Annotated in this window: 13 protein-coding genes; 10 read left to right on the top strand and 3 right to left on the bottom strand. The window is 59.3% G+C overall.

Features of this window, described 5'->3' with window-relative positions:
• Positions 1-30 precede the first annotated feature (30 nt).
• A complete protein-coding gene (locus AC4LE2_RS04855) occupies positions 31-570 on the top strand; it encodes an ankyrin repeat domain-containing protein (protein WP_491824485.1) in 540 nt (179 codons plus the stop codon).
• A gap of 5 nt (positions 571-575) precedes the next feature.
• Here the strand turns inward: AC4LE2_RS04855 and dapC are convergent, their stop codons facing one another.
• Genes dapC through map form a run of 3 tightly spaced genes read right to left on the bottom strand, consistent with a single transcriptional unit; the run spans position 576 to position 5298 of the window.
• The gene (gene dapC, locus AC4LE2_RS04860) at positions 576-1772 is read right to left on the bottom strand and encodes a succinyldiaminopimelate transaminase (protein ID WP_491824487.1); all 1197 of its coding nucleotides are present in this window, start codon (positions 1770-1772) and stop codon (positions 576-578) included.
• Between the two features lie 4 nt (positions 1773-1776).
• Entirely contained in the window at positions 1777-4479 is a 2703-nt protein-coding gene (locus AC4LE2_RS04865; RefSeq protein WP_491824489.1) for a [protein-PII] uridylyltransferase, read from the bottom strand.
• Between the two features lie 33 nt (positions 4480-4512).
• A complete protein-coding gene (map, locus tag AC4LE2_RS04870) occupies positions 4513-5298 on the bottom strand; it encodes a type I methionyl aminopeptidase (protein WP_491824491.1) in 786 nt (261 codons plus the stop codon).
• A 327-nt stretch (positions 5299-5625) separates the two neighbouring features.
• Between map and rpsB the strand changes: the two genes are divergently transcribed.
• From rpsB to bamA, 9 genes are all read left to right on the top strand, one after another.
• Entirely contained in the window at positions 5626-6369 is a 744-nt protein-coding gene (rpsB, locus tag AC4LE2_RS04875) for a 30S ribosomal protein S2 (protein WP_491824493.1), read from the top strand.
• A 149-nt stretch (positions 6370-6518) separates the two neighbouring features.
• Positions 6519-7385 (top strand): translation elongation factor Ts, encoded by an 867-nt coding sequence (gene tsf, locus AC4LE2_RS04880; RefSeq protein ID WP_491824494.1) that lies wholly within the window; start codon positions 6519-6521, stop codon positions 7383-7385.
• Between the two features lie 195 nt (positions 7386-7580).
• Positions 7581-8321: a UMP kinase gene (gene pyrH, locus AC4LE2_RS04885; protein ID WP_491824495.1), complete on the top strand. Its 741-nt coding sequence runs from the start codon at positions 7581-7583 to the stop codon at positions 8319-8321.
• A complete protein-coding gene (frr, locus tag AC4LE2_RS04890; protein ID WP_491824496.1) occupies positions 8321-8878 on the top strand; it encodes a ribosome recycling factor in 558 nt (185 codons plus the stop codon). Before pyrH ends, frr begins: the two co-directional genes overlap by 1 nt.
• Before the next feature lie 20 nt (positions 8879-8898).
• The gene (gene uppS / locus AC4LE2_RS04895) at positions 8899-9654 is read left to right on the top strand and encodes a polyprenyl diphosphate synthase (RefSeq protein WP_491824498.1); all 756 of its coding nucleotides are present in this window, start codon (positions 8899-8901) and stop codon (positions 9652-9654) included.
• Positions 9654-10475, top strand: coding sequence for a phosphatidate cytidylyltransferase (locus AC4LE2_RS04900; RefSeq protein WP_491824500.1), 822 nt, complete (start codon positions 9654-9656; stop codon positions 10473-10475). The genes uppS and AC4LE2_RS04900 overlap by 1 nt, the downstream gene beginning before the upstream one ends.
• Entirely contained in the window at positions 10472-11662 is a 1191-nt protein-coding gene (gene ispC / locus AC4LE2_RS04905; RefSeq protein WP_491824502.1) for a 1-deoxy-D-xylulose-5-phosphate reductoisomerase, read from the top strand. Before AC4LE2_RS04900 ends, ispC begins: the two co-directional genes overlap by 4 nt.
• A gap of 58 nt (positions 11663-11720) precedes the next feature.
• On the top strand, positions 11721-13070 hold the full coding sequence (gene rseP, locus AC4LE2_RS04910; RefSeq protein WP_491824504.1) for an RIP metalloprotease RseP: 1350 nt from the start codon (positions 11721-11723) through the stop codon (positions 13068-13070).
• A 73-nt stretch (positions 13071-13143) separates the two neighbouring features.
• Positions 13144-15501: an outer membrane protein assembly factor BamA gene (bamA, locus tag AC4LE2_RS04915; protein ID WP_491824506.1), complete on the top strand. Its 2358-nt coding sequence runs from the start codon at positions 13144-13146 to the stop codon at positions 15499-15501.
• Positions 15502-15543: the final 42 nt, after the last annotated feature.

The following is a 15543-nucleotide window of genomic DNA, read 5'->3' on the forward strand; positions in this document are numbered from 1 at the left end:
TTGCACGGGCCCGCACACGGACATACCACTATGAAACCTTTGATTCTATGGCTGCTGCTGGCGGTGCCCGCGGTGGTTCTGGCTGAGCCTGTGTCGAGTGACACTGCCCAGGCTCAGTTGCGCCAGTTGTACTTCGAAGCGGCTCGCGAGGGTAACGCCGACATGATAGGGGCCTTCATCGAGGCTCGCTTCGACCTCAACATTCAGGATGAGAAGGGCTACACAGGGTTGATTTTAGCCGCCTACCACGGCCATCGGGCGACGGTGGAGCAGCTACTCACGGCAGGCGCTGACCCTTGTGCCCAGGATGCCCGAGGCAATACAGCGCTGATGGGCGCGATTTTCAAAGGGGAGCTGAGCATTGCCCGGCGTTTGGTTGACGCCAATTGCTCGCCTGACCAACGTAACCGCAACGGCCAGACCGCTGCCATGTACGCGGCGCTGTTCCAGCGGCAGGATGTTCTAAATGCCCTGGCAGCTAAAGGCGCGGACCTCAAAGCCCAAGACGCAATGGGCAACAGTGTGGAAGGGTTGGCTCAGGGGCAGTTCCAACCACTGCCCCCGCGCTAACGCGCTTAGCGGGATTGCACGAACGCGCGGATGCGCTCGGCGGCTTCGATGCACGCTGCCAACGGTGCGACCAGCGCCATGCGCACGCGGTTGGCGCCTGGGTTTACACCATCGACCTGTCGAGACAGGTAAGAGCCGGGTACCACGGTTACATGCTGCTCGGCAAACAGCTCACGGCAAAATACTTCATCACTCATGGGCACGCCGGCCCATAGGTAAAAGCCGCCGTCAGGGCGTAGTACATCCAGCACGGGGGCAAGAATCTCCAGTACCGCGTCGAATTTTTCTCGGTACAGGTCACGGTTAGCCCGCACATGGGCCTCGTCTTGCCAGGCTGCGATGCTCGCCAATTGGGTAGGGATGGACATGGCGCACCCGTGGTAGGTCCGGTACAGCAGGAACGCTTTGAGGATATCGGCGTCCCCCGCCACGAACCCGGAACGCAACCCCGGCAGATTGGAGCGCTTGGACAAGCTGTGGAATACCACGCAGCGCTTGAAATCTTCCCGGCCTAGCTCGGCGCAGGCGCTCAACAGCCCAGGAGGCGGAGTGCTCTCGTCGAAATACAGCTCGCTGTAGCACTCGTCGGCAGCAATGATGAAGTCGTGCTCATCAGCCAGGGCAATGAGGGTTTTCAAGGTGTCCAGGGGAATCAGTGCGCCAGTAGGGTTACCCGGCGAGCACAAGAACAGCACTTGGCAGCGTGCCCAGGTATCGGCCGTTACGGCACTGAAATCCGGGTTGAAGCCGTGGGATTGCACGCAGGGCAGGTAATGCGGTTGCGCCCCTGCCAGAATCGCTGCGCCCTCGTAGATCTGATAGAAAGGATTGGGGCTGATGATCAGACCATCCTGTTCGCGCTCGACCACGGTTTGCACGAACGCGAACAGCGCTTCACGGGTGCCGTTCACCGGCAGCACATGGCGTGCAGGGTCTAGCCAATCACTGGGCACCCCAAAGCGCCGGGCGCACCAGCGCGTGATCGCTTCACGCAAGGCCGGCAGCCCTGCGGTGGAGGGGTAGACCGCGAGCTGGTCCAGGTTATCGGCCAGCGCTTGGGCTACGAACGCCGGGGACGCATGCTTGGGTTCGCCGATGGACAGCGCGATAGGCGTTATATCGGTAGGTGCAGGCACCCCCGCGAGCAATGCGCGCAGCTTTTCGAACGGGTAGGGCTGAAGGTGGTTGAGGGCTTGGTTCATGAGGTCAGATGCTCAAACGGGTCAGTTCTATGGCCACGGGCTGGCTGACGCTCAGTTGCTCGACGATGGCATCCTGCAGGCGTGCGCACAGTTGCGGGTCTGATAAGGGCTGGTTATTGGCGTTGGTAAGGAAGAATACGTCTTCCACCCGTTCGCCCAAGGTGGCGATTTTAGCGTTTTGCAGTGACAGGTCGAACTCCAGGAATATCTTTCCCACGCGCGCCAGCAGGCCAGGCCGGTCCGGGGCGCTGAGTTCGAGAATGGTCACTGGGCGCTGCGCGTCGGTATGAATCGTGACTTGCGGTGCAAAGGCGAAGTGTTTCAACTGACGAGGCACCCGGCGCTGGATGATGGTGGGGTAATCGTCCGGATTGCGCAGCGCTTCGGTCAGCCCGTCGCGGATCTGCTGGATGCGCTTGGGGTTATTACCGATAGAACCGCCGTCGTTGTCCAGCACGATGTAGGTGTCCAGGGTGAACTGGCTGCTGGAGGTGATAATGCGGGCGTCATGGATGTTGAGGTTCAGTTGGTCCATGGCCGCCACGGTGACCGCAAAGAAATCGTGCTGGTCAGGCGCGTAGATAAAGATCTGGCTGGCGCCTTCGAAATCCCGTTGGGTGGTTTCCCGGATCAGTACCAACGGGCCGCCCTCGGCCGGCTGCAGCAAGATGGCGTCGGTGTGCCAGGCCACGTCAGCGGACGTATGACGCAGGAAGTAATCGTCCCCCAGTTGGCTCCATAGTTGTTCTACGTCGTCGGGGTCATTGCCGCCGCGCACCAGAATGTCCAAGGCAGCCGCCTGGGTGCGGCGGATCTGCTCTTCACGGTCCAGCGGGTTTTCCAGGCCTCGGCGCAGGGCGCGCTTGGTTTCTGTATACAACTGGCGCAGCAGGCTGGCACGCCATGAGTTCCACAAGCTGGGGTTGGTGGCGTTTATGTCCGCCACGGTGAGCACATAGAGGTAATCCAGGTGCACCTCATCGCCCATCAGGTTGGCAAAGTCATGGATCACCTGCGGGTCGGACAAATCCTTGCGCTGGGCCGTAGTGGACATTACCAGGTGGTTCTGTACCAGCCAGGCGATCAGCCTACTGTCCCACGGCGGCAGTTGGTGCCGCTCGCAGAACGCTTGTGCGTCTATGGCGCCCAGTTCGGAGTGATCCCCGTTACGGCCCTTGCCGATGTCGTGGTACAGCCCGGCGATATAAATAAGCTCAGGCTTGGGCAGCCGCCCCATTACTTTGCTGGCCAACGGGAACATCTCGGACACAGGGGTGTACTGCAGTTTGCGCAGGTGCTTGATCAGGTTGAGCGTATGGGCGTCCACCGTGTAGATGTGGTACAGGTCGTGCTGCATCTGCCCTACGATATAACCGAACTCTGGAAGGTACAGGCCAAGGATGCCGTAGCGGTTCATTCGGCGAAGGTTGCGGTGGATGCCGTATTCGCTTTTGAACAGCTCGATGAACAGGCTGGTGTTACGAATGTCGTGGCGGAAGTTATCGTCAATCAGGTAACGGTGCTCACGCAGCAACCGGATCGTATCAGCGCGCACGCCCTTGATCTCCGGGTTTTGTGCCATGAGCACGAAGATTTCCAGCATGGCGAAGGGGCAGCGACGAAACACCGTAGGCGCCGTGGCTTCGATATAGCCATCGTGTAACTGGAATCGTGCGTTGATTGCCTGCACCGAGGCGCCAGTGTCTGCGGCCAGTAAGGTCTCTTCAAAGTGCTGGATTACCAGCTCGCTCAGCTCGGCGATGCGCATGACCACCCGATAATACGCCTGCATCATCGCTTCGATGGCAAGCTTGGCGTTGCTGTCTCGGTAGCCCAGCAGCTCCGCCATTGCGCGCTGGTAGTCGAACAGCAGGCGATCCTCGGATCGCCCGGCCAGCATGTGCAGGGCGTACCGAACTTTCCAGAGAAACTCCTGGGAGGCCACCAGCAGGTCGCTTTCGTCTTCCAGCAAAAACCCTTGGCCCGCCAGCGCCTGCAAGTTGAGGGTGCCGTATTGACGACGCGCTACCCAGAGCAGGGTCTGGATATCCCGCAAGCCGCCAGGCGAGCCTTTAACGTTGGGCTCCAGGTTGTACTCGGTATCGTTGTACTTGTGATGACGAGCTTTTTGTTCGGCCTGCTTGGCCAGGAAGAACGCCTTGCTAGGCCACAGGCGATCGGGCGCGGTCACCTCCAGCATCCGCTTGCGCAGGTGCTCGGGCCCGGCGATGGTGCGGCATTCCATCAGGTTGGTGATCACGGTCAGGTCGGCACGGGCCTCTTCGGCGCACTCCTGAACCGACCGCACGCTTTGCCCAACTTCCAGGCCGATGTCCCAGAGGAGGGTAAGGAAGCGTTCAATGGAATCGCGAAACTGCTCCTGTTCCTCGTTCTCCAGCAGGATCAGCAGGTCGATGTCCGAATACGGGTGTAACTCACCCCGCCCATAGCCGCCGACGGCGACCAGTGCGATTGCGCCCTGCTGGCCCCAGTCGAATTGGCCCCATGCCTGTTGCAGGAGGTTGTCCACGAACCAGGCACGGTCTTCAACCAGGCGGCGAACATTACGCCCGGCAGCGAAGCGCCCATCGAGCACCTCGCGCGCCTGGCGGATTGCCTTTTTGAACGCAGCCACAGGGCTGGCCTTGAGCGCCAGTTCTGCCTGGAACTGGCCGCGATCGAACAACTCCGGATCCACCTGCGGCATCGTACGCCTTCCTTTATAAAGCCAAACGCAGCGTTAGTGCGCCGAGGTGCGCGGCAGGGTGTCATCACTGCGCAGCGTGAATACCTCGTAACCATCAGCGGTGACCAGCACGGTGTGCTCCCACTGGGCCGACAGCTTGCGATCCTTGGTGATCGCGGTCCAGCCGTCGCCCAGCAAGCGAGTGTCAGCCTTGCCCTGGTTGATCATGGGCTCGATGGTAAACGTCATGCCTTCCGTAAGCTCAAGGCCTGTACCAGCACGGCCGTAGTGCAATACCTGCGGCTCTTCATGGAACACCTTGCCAATACCGTGACCACAATATTCGCGCACCACTGAGAAGCCGTTCTTTTCGGCATGTTTCTGGATGACTTCACCGATGTCGCCCAGCCGAGCGCCAGGGCGGACCAGTTCGATGCCCTTGTACAGGCACTCCTGGGTGATCTTCGACAAGCGGGTGGCCCATTCCGGCACGTTGCCCACATGGAACATGCGGCTGGTGTCGCCGTGGTAGCCATCTTTGATAACGGTGATGTCGATGTTCAATACATCACCGTCTTTCAAAGGCTTTTCGTTGGGGATGCCGTGGCACACCACATGGTTGATGGACGTGCAGATAGACTTCGGGAAGCCCTTGTAGTTGAGCGGGGCGGGAATAGCCTTCTGCTCATTGACGATGTAGTCGTGGCACAGGCGGTCCAGCTCTTCGGTGGTCACGCCAGGCTTGACATACGGCTCGATCATTTCCAGCACTTCAGCGGCCAGGCGGCCGGCCACGCGCATTTTTTCGATGTCCTCGGGGGTTTTGATAGTAACTGTCATACAGGCTCTCTCGGCACTTACGGCGCAGGTCAATAATGCAAGGGCGCAATTCTACCATAGCCCGGCACAAGGGCGGCCGTGGGGGCAGGGTGGGCATTGCCGCAGGGCCAGCGATTACCCTGACGCGGGGCGAAACGCAGGGCGCTTTTAGCCGGTTTATCTTTGCTGCGTTGTGTGATATAAAGTGCGCCGCTTTGCGGGGGAGTGCCCGCGCAAGGCTTAACCCACACACGTATCGACACAATGACCTGGGTGCCCGGGCCGAAAGGCGATGGGTTGGATCATTGGGATACGTGGAGGCCTAACCCGACTTATCAAGGAACTATCATGTCCCAAGTCAACATGCGCGATATGCTGAAGGCCGGTGTGCACTTCGGCCACCAGACCCGTTACTGGAACCCGAAAATGGGCAAGTTCATTTTCGGCGCGCGCAACAAGATCCACATCATCAACCTTGAAAAAACCCTGCCGATGTTCAACGAAGCCCTCAGCTTCGTCGAAAAACTGTCTCAGGGCAAAAACAAGATCCTGTTCGTTGGCACCAAGCGTTCCGCTGGCAAGATCGTCTCCGAAGAAGCAGCACGTTGCGGCTCGCCTTACGTTGACCATCGCTGGTTGGGCGGCATGCTGACCAACTACAAAACCATCCGCGCATCGATCAAGCGTCTGCGTGACCTTGAAACCCAGGCTGAAGATGGCACCTTCACCAAGCTGACCAAGAAAGAAGCGCTGATGCGCACCCGCGATCTGGAAAAACTGGATCGCAGCCTGGGTGGTATCAAGGACATGGGCGGCTTGCCTGACGCACTGTTCGTGATCGACGTTGACCACGAGCGCATCGCTATCACCGAAGCCAACAAGCTGGGCATCCCGGTCATCGGCGTTGTCGATACCAACAGCAGCCCGGAAGGCGTTGACTACGTGATCCCAGGTAACGATGACGCCATCCGCGCCATCCAGCTGTACATGGGTTCGATGGCAGACGCCGTCATCCGTGGCCGTAACAACGTAGCAGGCGGCACTGGCGAATTCGTCCAGGAAGCTGCTGCAAGCGAAGCCGTAGAAGGCTGAGCCACCGCGCCTTAACAGGGCACGGTACGCAAAAAGGGGGCTAGGCCCCCTTTTTGCCACCCGCTGGTGCGGTAGCCTCACCAGCGGCACGAATTTCAATGCCCCTACGCGGGCGGTATGGCCGAAAACCTGTTCGAGAGGATTTTGAAATGGCAGAGATTACTGCAGCGCTGGTTAAAGAACTGCGTGAGCGTACCGGCGAAGGCATGATGGATTGCAAGAAGGCCTTGACCAAGGCCGGCGGCGACATCGAAAAAGCCATCGACGACATGCGTGCCTCTGGCGCCATCAAGGCGGCTAAAAAGGCCGGCAACGTAGCGGCCGAAGGCGCAATCGCCATCAAAGACGACGGCAAAACCGCCGTACTGCTGGAAGTCAACTCGCAGACCGACTTCCTTGCCCTGCAAGACGACTTCAAGGCCTTCGTTGCCAACGCCGTCGACAAAGCGTTCGCTGACAAGCTGACCACCGTCGAGCCGTTGATCGAAGCCATGGAGTCGGATCGCCTGGTGTTGGTAGGCAAGACCGGTGAGAACGTCAACATCCGCCGTCTGGTGCGTGTAGAAGGCGACGTAGTCGGTACCTACCTGCACGGTAACAAGATTGGCGTTGCGGTCGTTCTCAAGGGCGGTAGCGTCGAGCTGGCCAAGGACATCGCCATGCACGTAGCGGCCAGCAACCCTGAGTTCCTGCTGCCATCGGAAGTGTCCGACGAAGCCATCGAGCGTGAAAAGGGCGTGTTCATGACGCTCAACGAAGAAAAAATCAAGGGCAAGCCTGCCAATATCGTGGAAAACATGGTGGCAGGTCGTATCAAGAAGTTCCTGGCCGAAGCCAGCCTGGTAGAGCAAGCGTTCGTCAAGAACCCAGAGCTCACCGTAGGCGCTCTGGCCAAGCAGGGCGGCGCTGAAATCGTTTCCTTCACTTACTTCAAAGTAGGCGAAGGCATCGAGAAGCCGGTAGACAACTTCGCTGATGAAGTTGCCGCACAAGTGGCCGCTGCCAGCAAGCAGTAAGACAGGTTCGTCACTGTCACCCAAAGAGGCTGCCCGCTCACGCGCGCAGCCTCTTTGTCAAATTAGGTCCCGGTAGGTCCCGGTAGGTTTCTGTAATACCCCGTGAATGCCTTGGGCATCGCGGTAGGCGCCAGATGCGCATGTGTGAACAGGCCCCGGCCTGAATATTCAAGAACGCCGCAGGAGTGATACGCAATGGCCCAGCAGGTGAGTAGTCGTCAACCTCGCTATAAACGCATTTTGCTCAAATTAAGCGGCGAAGCCCTGATGGGGTCCGAGGAGTTTGGTATCGATCCCAAAGTCCTGGACCGCATGGCCCTGGAAGTCGGTCAGCTGGTCGGCATCGGGGTGCAGGTTGGCCTGGTGATTGGCGGCGGCAACCTCTTCCGCGGCGCAGCCTTGAGTGCTGCCGGGATGGACCGAGTCACCGGTGACCACATGGGTATGCTCGCCACCGTGATGAACGGGCTGGCAATGCGGGACGCACTGGAGCGCTCCAACATCTCGGCCATCGTCATGTCCGCGATCTCTATGGTCGGTGTTACCGATCACTACGATCGTCGCAAAGCGATTCGTCACCTGGGCACGGGCGATGTGGTAATTTTCTCCGCAGGTACGGGTAACCCCTTCTTCACCACCGATTCGGCCGCTTGCCTCAGAGGGATCGAGATCGGTGCGGACGTCGTGCTGAAGGCGACCAAGGTCGATGGTGTGTACACTGCCGATCCCTTCAAGGATCCGCACGCCGAGAAATTCGACCGGCTGACCTATGACGAAGTACTGGATCGCAAGCTGGGCGTCATGGACCTCACGGCCATTTGCCTGTGTCGCGATCACAACATGCCATTGCGCGTGTTCAACATGAATAAACCCGGCGCCCTGCTGAACATCGTAGTGGGCGGGGCAGAAGGAACATTGATCGAGGAAGGCGAATAATGATCAACGAAATCAAGAAAGACGCCCAGGCGCGTATGCAGAAGTCCCTGGATTCGCTGAGCCATGCCTTTGGCCGTATTCGCACCGGCAAGGCCCACCCCAGCATTCTGGAAGCGGTAATGGTCCCTTACTATGGGGCCGATACGCCTATTAACCAGGTGGCCAGCGTTACGGTAAAAGACTCCCGAACCCTGCAAGTGGTCGCGTTCGAGCGCAACATGCTCAGCGCCGTGGACAAGGCTATCCAAAGCGCCGGTTTGGGCTTTAACCCTACCAACCTGGGTGAGTTGTTGTTGGTGAGCATGCCTGCGCTAACCGAGGAAACCCGCAAGGGCTTCACCAAGCAGGCGCGTGAAGCCGCTGAAGACGGTCGCGTGGCTGTTCGCAACATCCGTCGCGATGCAATCAGCCAACTCAAGGATCTGGTAAAAGAAAAAGAAATCAGCGAAGACGAAGAGCGTCGCGCGGCGGACGATATACAGAAGCTGACTGACAAGTTCGTGGCTGAGATTGAATCGGCTGTCAAAGCCAAAGAAGCCGACTTGATGGCTGTATAAGCAAAGGCCTGGGCGTTTCCATGCAAAAAACTAAGCCGGCAGCGCCTGCGTCCGTTCCCCGGCACGTGGCGATCATCATGGATGGCAACAACCGATGGGCTAAAAAACGCCTGTTGCCAGGTGTCGCCGGTCACAAGGCGGGTGTGGACGCGGTACGCGCCGTGATCGAAGTCTGCGCTGAAGCCCATGTAGAAGTGCTGACGCTCTTTGCCTTCTCCAGTGAAAACTGGCAGCGGCCCGCCGAAGAAGTCGGTGCGCTGATGGAGTTGTTTTTCACCATGTTGCGCCGCGAGGCGCGCCGCCTGGACGAAAACAATATCAGCCTGCGTATCATCGGCGACCGTAGCCGCTTTCACCCCGACCTGCAGGCCGCCATGGCCGAAGCGGAGGGGTTGACGGCGGGTTCGGGCCGCTTTGTGCTTCAAATCGCCGCCAATTACGGCGGGCAGTGGGATATTGCACAGGCTGCCCAGCAGTTGGCCAGGCAGGTGCAGGGCGGCATGTTGCGGCCTGAGGACATTACGCCGGAGCGTCTGCAGGCCTACTTGTCCACTGGCGAGCTGCCTCTGCCTGACCTGTGCATCCGCACGGGGGGCGAGCACCGCATCAGCAACTTCCTGCTATGGCAGTTAGCCTACGCGGAATTATATTTCTCCGACCTGTACTGGCCGGACTTCAAACACGATGCCATGCGCACTGCGCTGGCTGATTTCGCTTCCCGCCAGCGTCGCTTCGGTAAAACCAGCGAGCAGGTCGAAGCTGGAGCCCGTGCCTGATGCTTAAACAACGCATTCTCACTGCCCTGGTGCTGCTGCCCCTGGCCCTCTGTGGTTTCTTCTTGCTCGATGGCGGCGGCTTTGCATTGTTCATTGGCGCGGTGGTGACCTTGGGCGCATGGGAATGGGCACGTCTGGCAGGCCTGGTATCACAACCCTCACGGTGTCTGTTCGCTGCTGTGGTAGCCGGCATGCTCGTGGTGTTGTACATGGTGCCAACGCTGGCCCCCTGGGTGTTGGGGCTGGCGGTAATCTGGTGGGCCGTGGCCACCTGGCTGGTGATGACGTACCCGGGCAGCGCCCATTATTGGTCCAGCATCGCTTGCAAGATTCTCATTGGCCTGCTGGTATTGCTACCGGCCTGGGAAGGGCTGTTGCTACTCAAGCGCTGGCCGTCCGGCACTGGCAATTGGTTGATCGTGGCGGTGATGGTGTTGGTGTGGGTAGCCGACATCGGCGCGTACTTCTCAGGCCGTGCCTTCGGCAAGCGCAAGCTGGCACCGGCGGTCAGCCCTGGCAAAAGCTGGGCTGGCGTGTACGGTGGGCTGGGTATCGCCCTGGTCGTGACGCTGGTCACCGGCATGGTGCGCGAATGGTCTGCCGGGCAGGTGATCGCTGCCCTGGTCGCAACGGTTGTGATCGTGCTGGTCTCCATCGTGGGTGATCTCACCGAGAGCATGTTCAAGCGCCAGGCCGGTATCAAGGACAGCAGCCACTTGTTGCCAGGCCATGGTGGCGTGCTAGACCGCATCGACAGCCTGACGGCAGCCATCCCGGTGTTTGCCGGGCTGTTGTGGGCTGCTGGCTGGGGCATGGTGTGAGGGCCGTGCAGCGTATTACTGTGTTAGGGGCGACTGGCTCGATAGGGCAAAGCACCCTTGATGTCATTGCCCGCCACCCCGATCGCTATGACGTGTATGCCCTAACAGGCCATACCCGACTCGACGAGCTACTGACGCTGTGCAAGCGCCATCTGCCTCAGGTGGTGGTGGTGGCTAACACTGCAGATGCAGGCGCGTTTGCCCAGCGCCTGCGTAACGCAGGGTTGGCCACGGACGTCCTGCATGGCGAGGCGGGGTTGTGCGACGTAGCCGCTGCACCCGAAGCAGATGCCGTAATGGCAGCCATCGTGGGTGCTGCGGGCCTGCCCCCGACATTGGCTGCCATCAGGGCAGGGAAGAAGGTACTGCTGGCCAATAAAGAAGCGCTGGTGATGTCCGGCGGCCTCTTTATGCAGGCGGTTCGCGACCACAATGCGGTGCTTCTGCCCATCGATAGCGAGCACAACGCTATCTTCCAGTGCCTGCCCAGTAATTATGGTCAAGGTCTGGGGCCTATCGGAGTTCGTCGCATATTGCTTACGGCCTCCGGTGGGCCCTTTCGTGATACGCCGTTGGCAGCGCTGGAGAGCGTTTCACCCGAGCAGGCGTGTGCGCACCCTAACTGGTCCATGGGCCGCAAGATTTCCGTGGACTCTGCCACCATGGCCAATAAAGGCCTGGAGCTGATAGAAGCCTGCTGGTTGTTCGATGCCCGGCCTTCCCAGGTTGAGGTGGTGGTACACCCTCAAAGCGTCATTCATTCGCTGGTGGATTACATCGATGGGTCTGTGCTCGCACAACTGGGCAACCCGGACATGCGCACACCGATCGCCAGTGCCTTGGCCTGGCCTGAGCGGATCGATTCGGGCGTACCGCCGCTGGACCTCTTCAGCATCGCACGGCTGGATTTCCAGGCACCTGACGAGCAGCGCTTCCCCTGCTTGCGCCTTGCACGGCAAGCCGCCGAAACCGGGGGCAGCGCGCCGGCTACGCTTAACGCCGCCAACGAAGTGGCGGTGGAAGCGTTTCTCGCACGGCGCATCCGTTATACCCAGATCCCGAGTATGATCGAATCTGTACTTGACCAGCAGCCTGGAAAGGCACTGGAAAACCTCGAAGCTGTGTTTGCTGCTGACGCTAGCGCCCGCTGCGCTGCCGAGCAGTGGTTGACTCGGCGCAACCTATGAGTTCCGATTGGTTCGCCCTACGGGCAGTCAAACGCCCCCAGGTACTGCGGAGAAGCCTATGAGCGCGCTCTATATGTTGGTAGGTACCCTGGTTGCACTGGGCGTACTGGTAACGTTTCATGAGTTTGGCCACTTCTGGGTGGCTCGGCGCTGTGGGGTCAAGGTCTTGAGGTTCTCGGTAGGGTTTGGTACGCCCCTGCTCAAATGGTCTGACAAGCGCGGCACGGAGTACATGGTGGCGGCCATTCCGCTGGGTGGCTACGTCAAGATGCTCGACGAGCGTGAAGCCGAGGTCTTGCCCGCCGAGCTAGACCAAGCGTTCAATCGTAAGCCTGTCGCTCAGCGTATTGCCATCGTTGCTGCGGGGCCTGTCGCAAACTTCCTGCTGGCCATCGTGTTTTTCTGGTTCCTGGCCATGCTGGGGAGCGAACAGGTACGCCCGGTCATTGGCGCCGTCGAGCCTGGCAGCCTGGCGGCGAACGCGGGTTTGCAGGCGGGGCAGGAAATCATTCAGGTGGATGGTGAGCCGGTTTCCGGCTGGTCGGCTGTCAATATGGAGCTGGTGAGAAGGCTGGGTGAAACCGGCAATCTGGCCATCCAGACCCGAGATGAAAATGGCATAGCCAGTGATCACAACCTCAGCCTGGTGGCGTGGCTCAAGGGCAGCGAGGAGCCCGACACGGTGCGCTCCCTGGGGGTGCGCCCTTGGCGCCCAGCGTTAGAGCCAGTGTTGGCCGAAATCGACCCCAAGGGGCCTGCCAAGGCTGCGGGGCTCAAGTCTGGGGACCGCCTGGTTGGGTTGGAAGGTGCACCGCTGGTCGATTGGCAGCAGGTGGTAGACGGTGTACGTCAACGTGCAGACAAGCGCGTGACCCTGACGGTCGAACGTGACGGTCAACGCATCGATGTGCCAGTGGCCTTGGCCCGTAAAGGGGAGGGCGATGCGGCTACAGGTTACCTGGGTGCAGGTGTTGCTCAAGTCCAGTGGCCCGCAGACATGCTGCGGAAGGTCCGCTATGGCCCGCTGGAGGGAATTATCGAGGGTGCCCGTCGTACCTGGGAAATGAGCATACTGACCCTTGATTCGTTGAAGAAAATGCTCTTTGGCGAGCTGTCGGTAAAAAACTTGAGTGGACCGATAACCATTGCTAAAGTGGCGGGCGCTTCGGCCCAGTCGGGCCTTGGGGATTTCTTGAATTTCCTGGCTTATCTGAGTATCAGCCTGGGAGTTCTCAATTTGCTTCCTATTCCCGTCCTGGATGGGGGGCACTTGCTGTTCTACCTGATCGAATGGGTTCGGGGTCGGCCGGTGTCCGATCGGGTACAGGGCTGGGGGGTCCAGATCGGTATCAGTCTCGTGGTTGGGGTTATGCTCCTCGCGCTGATAAACGACCTGGGTCGGTTGTAATGAGTCGCACAATTGCGAACCTGCCGCTTTTGCGGCAGTTTGTTTATTGCCAGTTGGAATAAGAAAGGACTTCATGAAACGTCTGCTGCTAACTGCGGTGTTGTCCGCACTGATGATCGCCGAAGTTCACGCCGAGTCCTTCACCATCTCCGATATCCGAGTCAACGGCCTGCAGCGGGTGTCCGCAGGCAGCGTGTTCGGTGCACTGCCCCTTAACGTGGGCGAAACAGCCGACGACCGCACGCTGGTGGACTCCACGCGGGCGCTGTTCAAAACCGGGTTTTTCCAAGACATTCAACTGGGGCGCGACGGTAACGTCCTGGTCATCGACGTTGTTGAGCGGCCCTCGGTCGCCAGCATCGATATCGAAGGCAACAAGGCCATCTCCACGGATGACCTGCTCAAGGGTCTGAAGCAATCGGGCCTTGCAGAGGGCGAGATTTTCCAGCGTGCTACTCTCGAAGGGGTACGTAACGAGTTGCAGCGCCAGTACGTTGCGCAAGGCCGTTACTCTGCCACCGTTGACACTGAAGTGGTTTCCGAGCCGCGCAACCGCGTGGGTCTGAAAATCAAGATCAACGAGGGTACCGTTGCCGCGATCCAGCACATCAACGTGGTCGGCAACACGGTGTTCCCTGAAGCAGACCTGGTTGACCTGTTCGAGCTAAAGACCACCAACTGGCTGTCGTTCTTCAAGAACGACGACAAGTATGCCCGTGAAAAACTGTCCGGTGACCTGGAGCGGTTGCGCTCGTACTACCTGGACCGTGGCTACATCAACATGGACATTGCGTCCACGCAGGTGTCGATCACGCCTGACAAAAAGCACGTCTTTATCACAGTGAATGTGAACGAAGGCGAGAAGTACAAGGTACGTGACGTGAAGCTCAGCGGTGACCTCAAGGTCCCTGAGGATCAAATCAAGAGCCTGTTGCTGGTCAAACCGGGCCAAGTATTCTCGCGCAAGGTAATGACCTCCACCTCGGACCTCATCACCCGCCGCCTGGGCAACGAAGGTTACACCTTCGCCAACGTCAACGGCGTGCCTCAGCCCCATGATGATGACCACACCGTGGACATCACTTTCGCGGTAGACCCAGGTAAGCGCGCTTACGTAAACCGGATCAACTTCCGCGGAAATACCAAAACCGACGATGAAGTACTGCGTCGCGAAATGCGCCAGATGGAAGGGGGGTGGGCTTCTACTTACCTCATCGACCAGTCCAAGACCCGCCTTGAGCGGCTGGGCTACTTCAAGGAAGTGAACGTCGAAACCCCAGCCGTACCGGGTACGGATGACCAGGTAGACGTGAACTACACGGTCGAAGAGCAACCGTCCGGCTCGATTACCGCCAGCGTGGGCTTTGCCCAGAGCGCAGGCCTGATCCTGGGTGGCTCGATCAGCCAGAGCAACTTCCTGGGTACCGGTAACAAGGTGAGCATCGGCCTTACCCGTTCTGAGTACCAGACCCGTTACAACTTCAGCTTCGTCGACCCCTACTACACGCCTGACGGTGTGAGCCTGGGTTATAACGCCTTCTATCGCAAGACCGACTACGACGACCTGGATGTGGACGTAGCGAGCTACGCCGTAGACAGCCTGGGCGCGGGCCTCAACTTCGGCTACCCCATCAGCGAAACGTCGCGTCTTACCTTCGGTTTGACCGTACAGAAGGATGAGATCAACACCGGTACCTACACCGTTGGTGAAATCTACGACTTCATCGACCGTGAAGGCGATAGCTTCACCAACTTCAAAGCCTCGGTGGGCTGGTCTGACTCTACCCTGAACCGGGGTACGCTACCGACGCGCGGGCACTCGCAGAGCCTCACCCTGGAAACCACTACACCAGGCAGCGACCTGTCATTTTACAAGCTTGACTACCGTGGCCAGTTGTTTGCACCAATCACTGAAAACTACACCATGCGCCTCCATACTGAGTTGGGCTATGGCGATGGCTACGGCTCCAGCGACGGCTTGCCGTTCTATGAAAACTACTACGCGGGTGGCTTTAACTCCGTGCGCGGTTTCAAAGACAGCACGTTGGGCCCGCGCAGTACGCCCGCCACCAACGACCCGGATCAGGACAGCCTGGCCTTCGGTGGTAACGTGATGATCACCGGCGGCGCGGAGATTCTCTTCCCCATGCCGTTCGTGAAGGATCAAAAATCGTTGCGTACTTCGTTGTTCGCCGATGTGGGTAACGTCTTCGACTCCAAGTGCCAATACTCGACTGCGAGCAAAGAGTATCCGGTCAGAACCAAAGACTGTGGCTCCATCGACTTCTCCAATGTGGCGGCGTCGGTAGGCCTAGGTGTGACCTGGATCACTGCACTGGGCCCGTTGAGCTTTAGCCTGGCAATGCCGATCAAAAAGCCCGAAGAAGCCGAAACCCAGATCTTCCAATTCTCGCTGGGGCAGACGTTCTAAGCGTCGTGCCTTGGTACTCATAACAACGAATTCGCAGGAGTG

The sequence above is a fragment of the Pseudomonas sp. 9.3L genome, assembly GCF_058536285.1.

Coding starts and splice junctions, on each gene's coding strand:
- AC4LE2_RS04855 (WP_491824485.1), top strand. CDS start 31: ATGAAACCTTTGATTCTATGGCTGCTGCTGGCGGTGCCCGCGGTGGTT.
- dapC (WP_491824487.1), bottom strand. CDS start 1,772: ATGAACCAAGCCCTCAACCACCTTCAGCCCTACCCGTTCGAAAAGCTG.
- AC4LE2_RS04865 (WP_491824489.1), bottom strand. CDS start 4,479: ATGCCGCAGGTGGATCCGGAGTTGTTCGATCGCGGCCAGTTCCAGGCA.
- map (WP_491824491.1), bottom strand. CDS start 5,298: ATGACAGTTACTATCAAAACCCCCGAGGACATCGAAAAAATGCGCGTG.
- rpsB (WP_491824493.1), top strand. CDS start 5,626: ATGTCCCAAGTCAACATGCGCGATATGCTGAAGGCCGGTGTGCACTTC.
- tsf (WP_491824494.1), top strand. CDS start 6,519: ATGGCAGAGATTACTGCAGCGCTGGTTAAAGAACTGCGTGAGCGTACC.
- pyrH (WP_491824495.1), top strand. CDS start 7,581: ATGGCCCAGCAGGTGAGTAGTCGTCAACCTCGCTATAAACGCATTTTG.
- frr (WP_491824496.1), top strand. CDS start 8,321: ATGATCAACGAAATCAAGAAAGACGCCCAGGCGCGTATGCAGAAGTCC.
- uppS (WP_491824498.1), top strand. CDS start 8,899: ATGCAAAAAACTAAGCCGGCAGCGCCTGCGTCCGTTCCCCGGCACGTG.
- AC4LE2_RS04900 (WP_491824500.1), top strand. CDS start 9,654: ATGCTTAAACAACGCATTCTCACTGCCCTGGTGCTGCTGCCCCTGGCC.
- rseP (WP_491824504.1), top strand. CDS start 11,721: ATGAGCGCGCTCTATATGTTGGTAGGTACCCTGGTTGCACTGGGCGTA.
- bamA (WP_491824506.1), top strand. CDS start 13,144: ATGAAACGTCTGCTGCTAACTGCGGTGTTGTCCGCACTGATGATCGCC.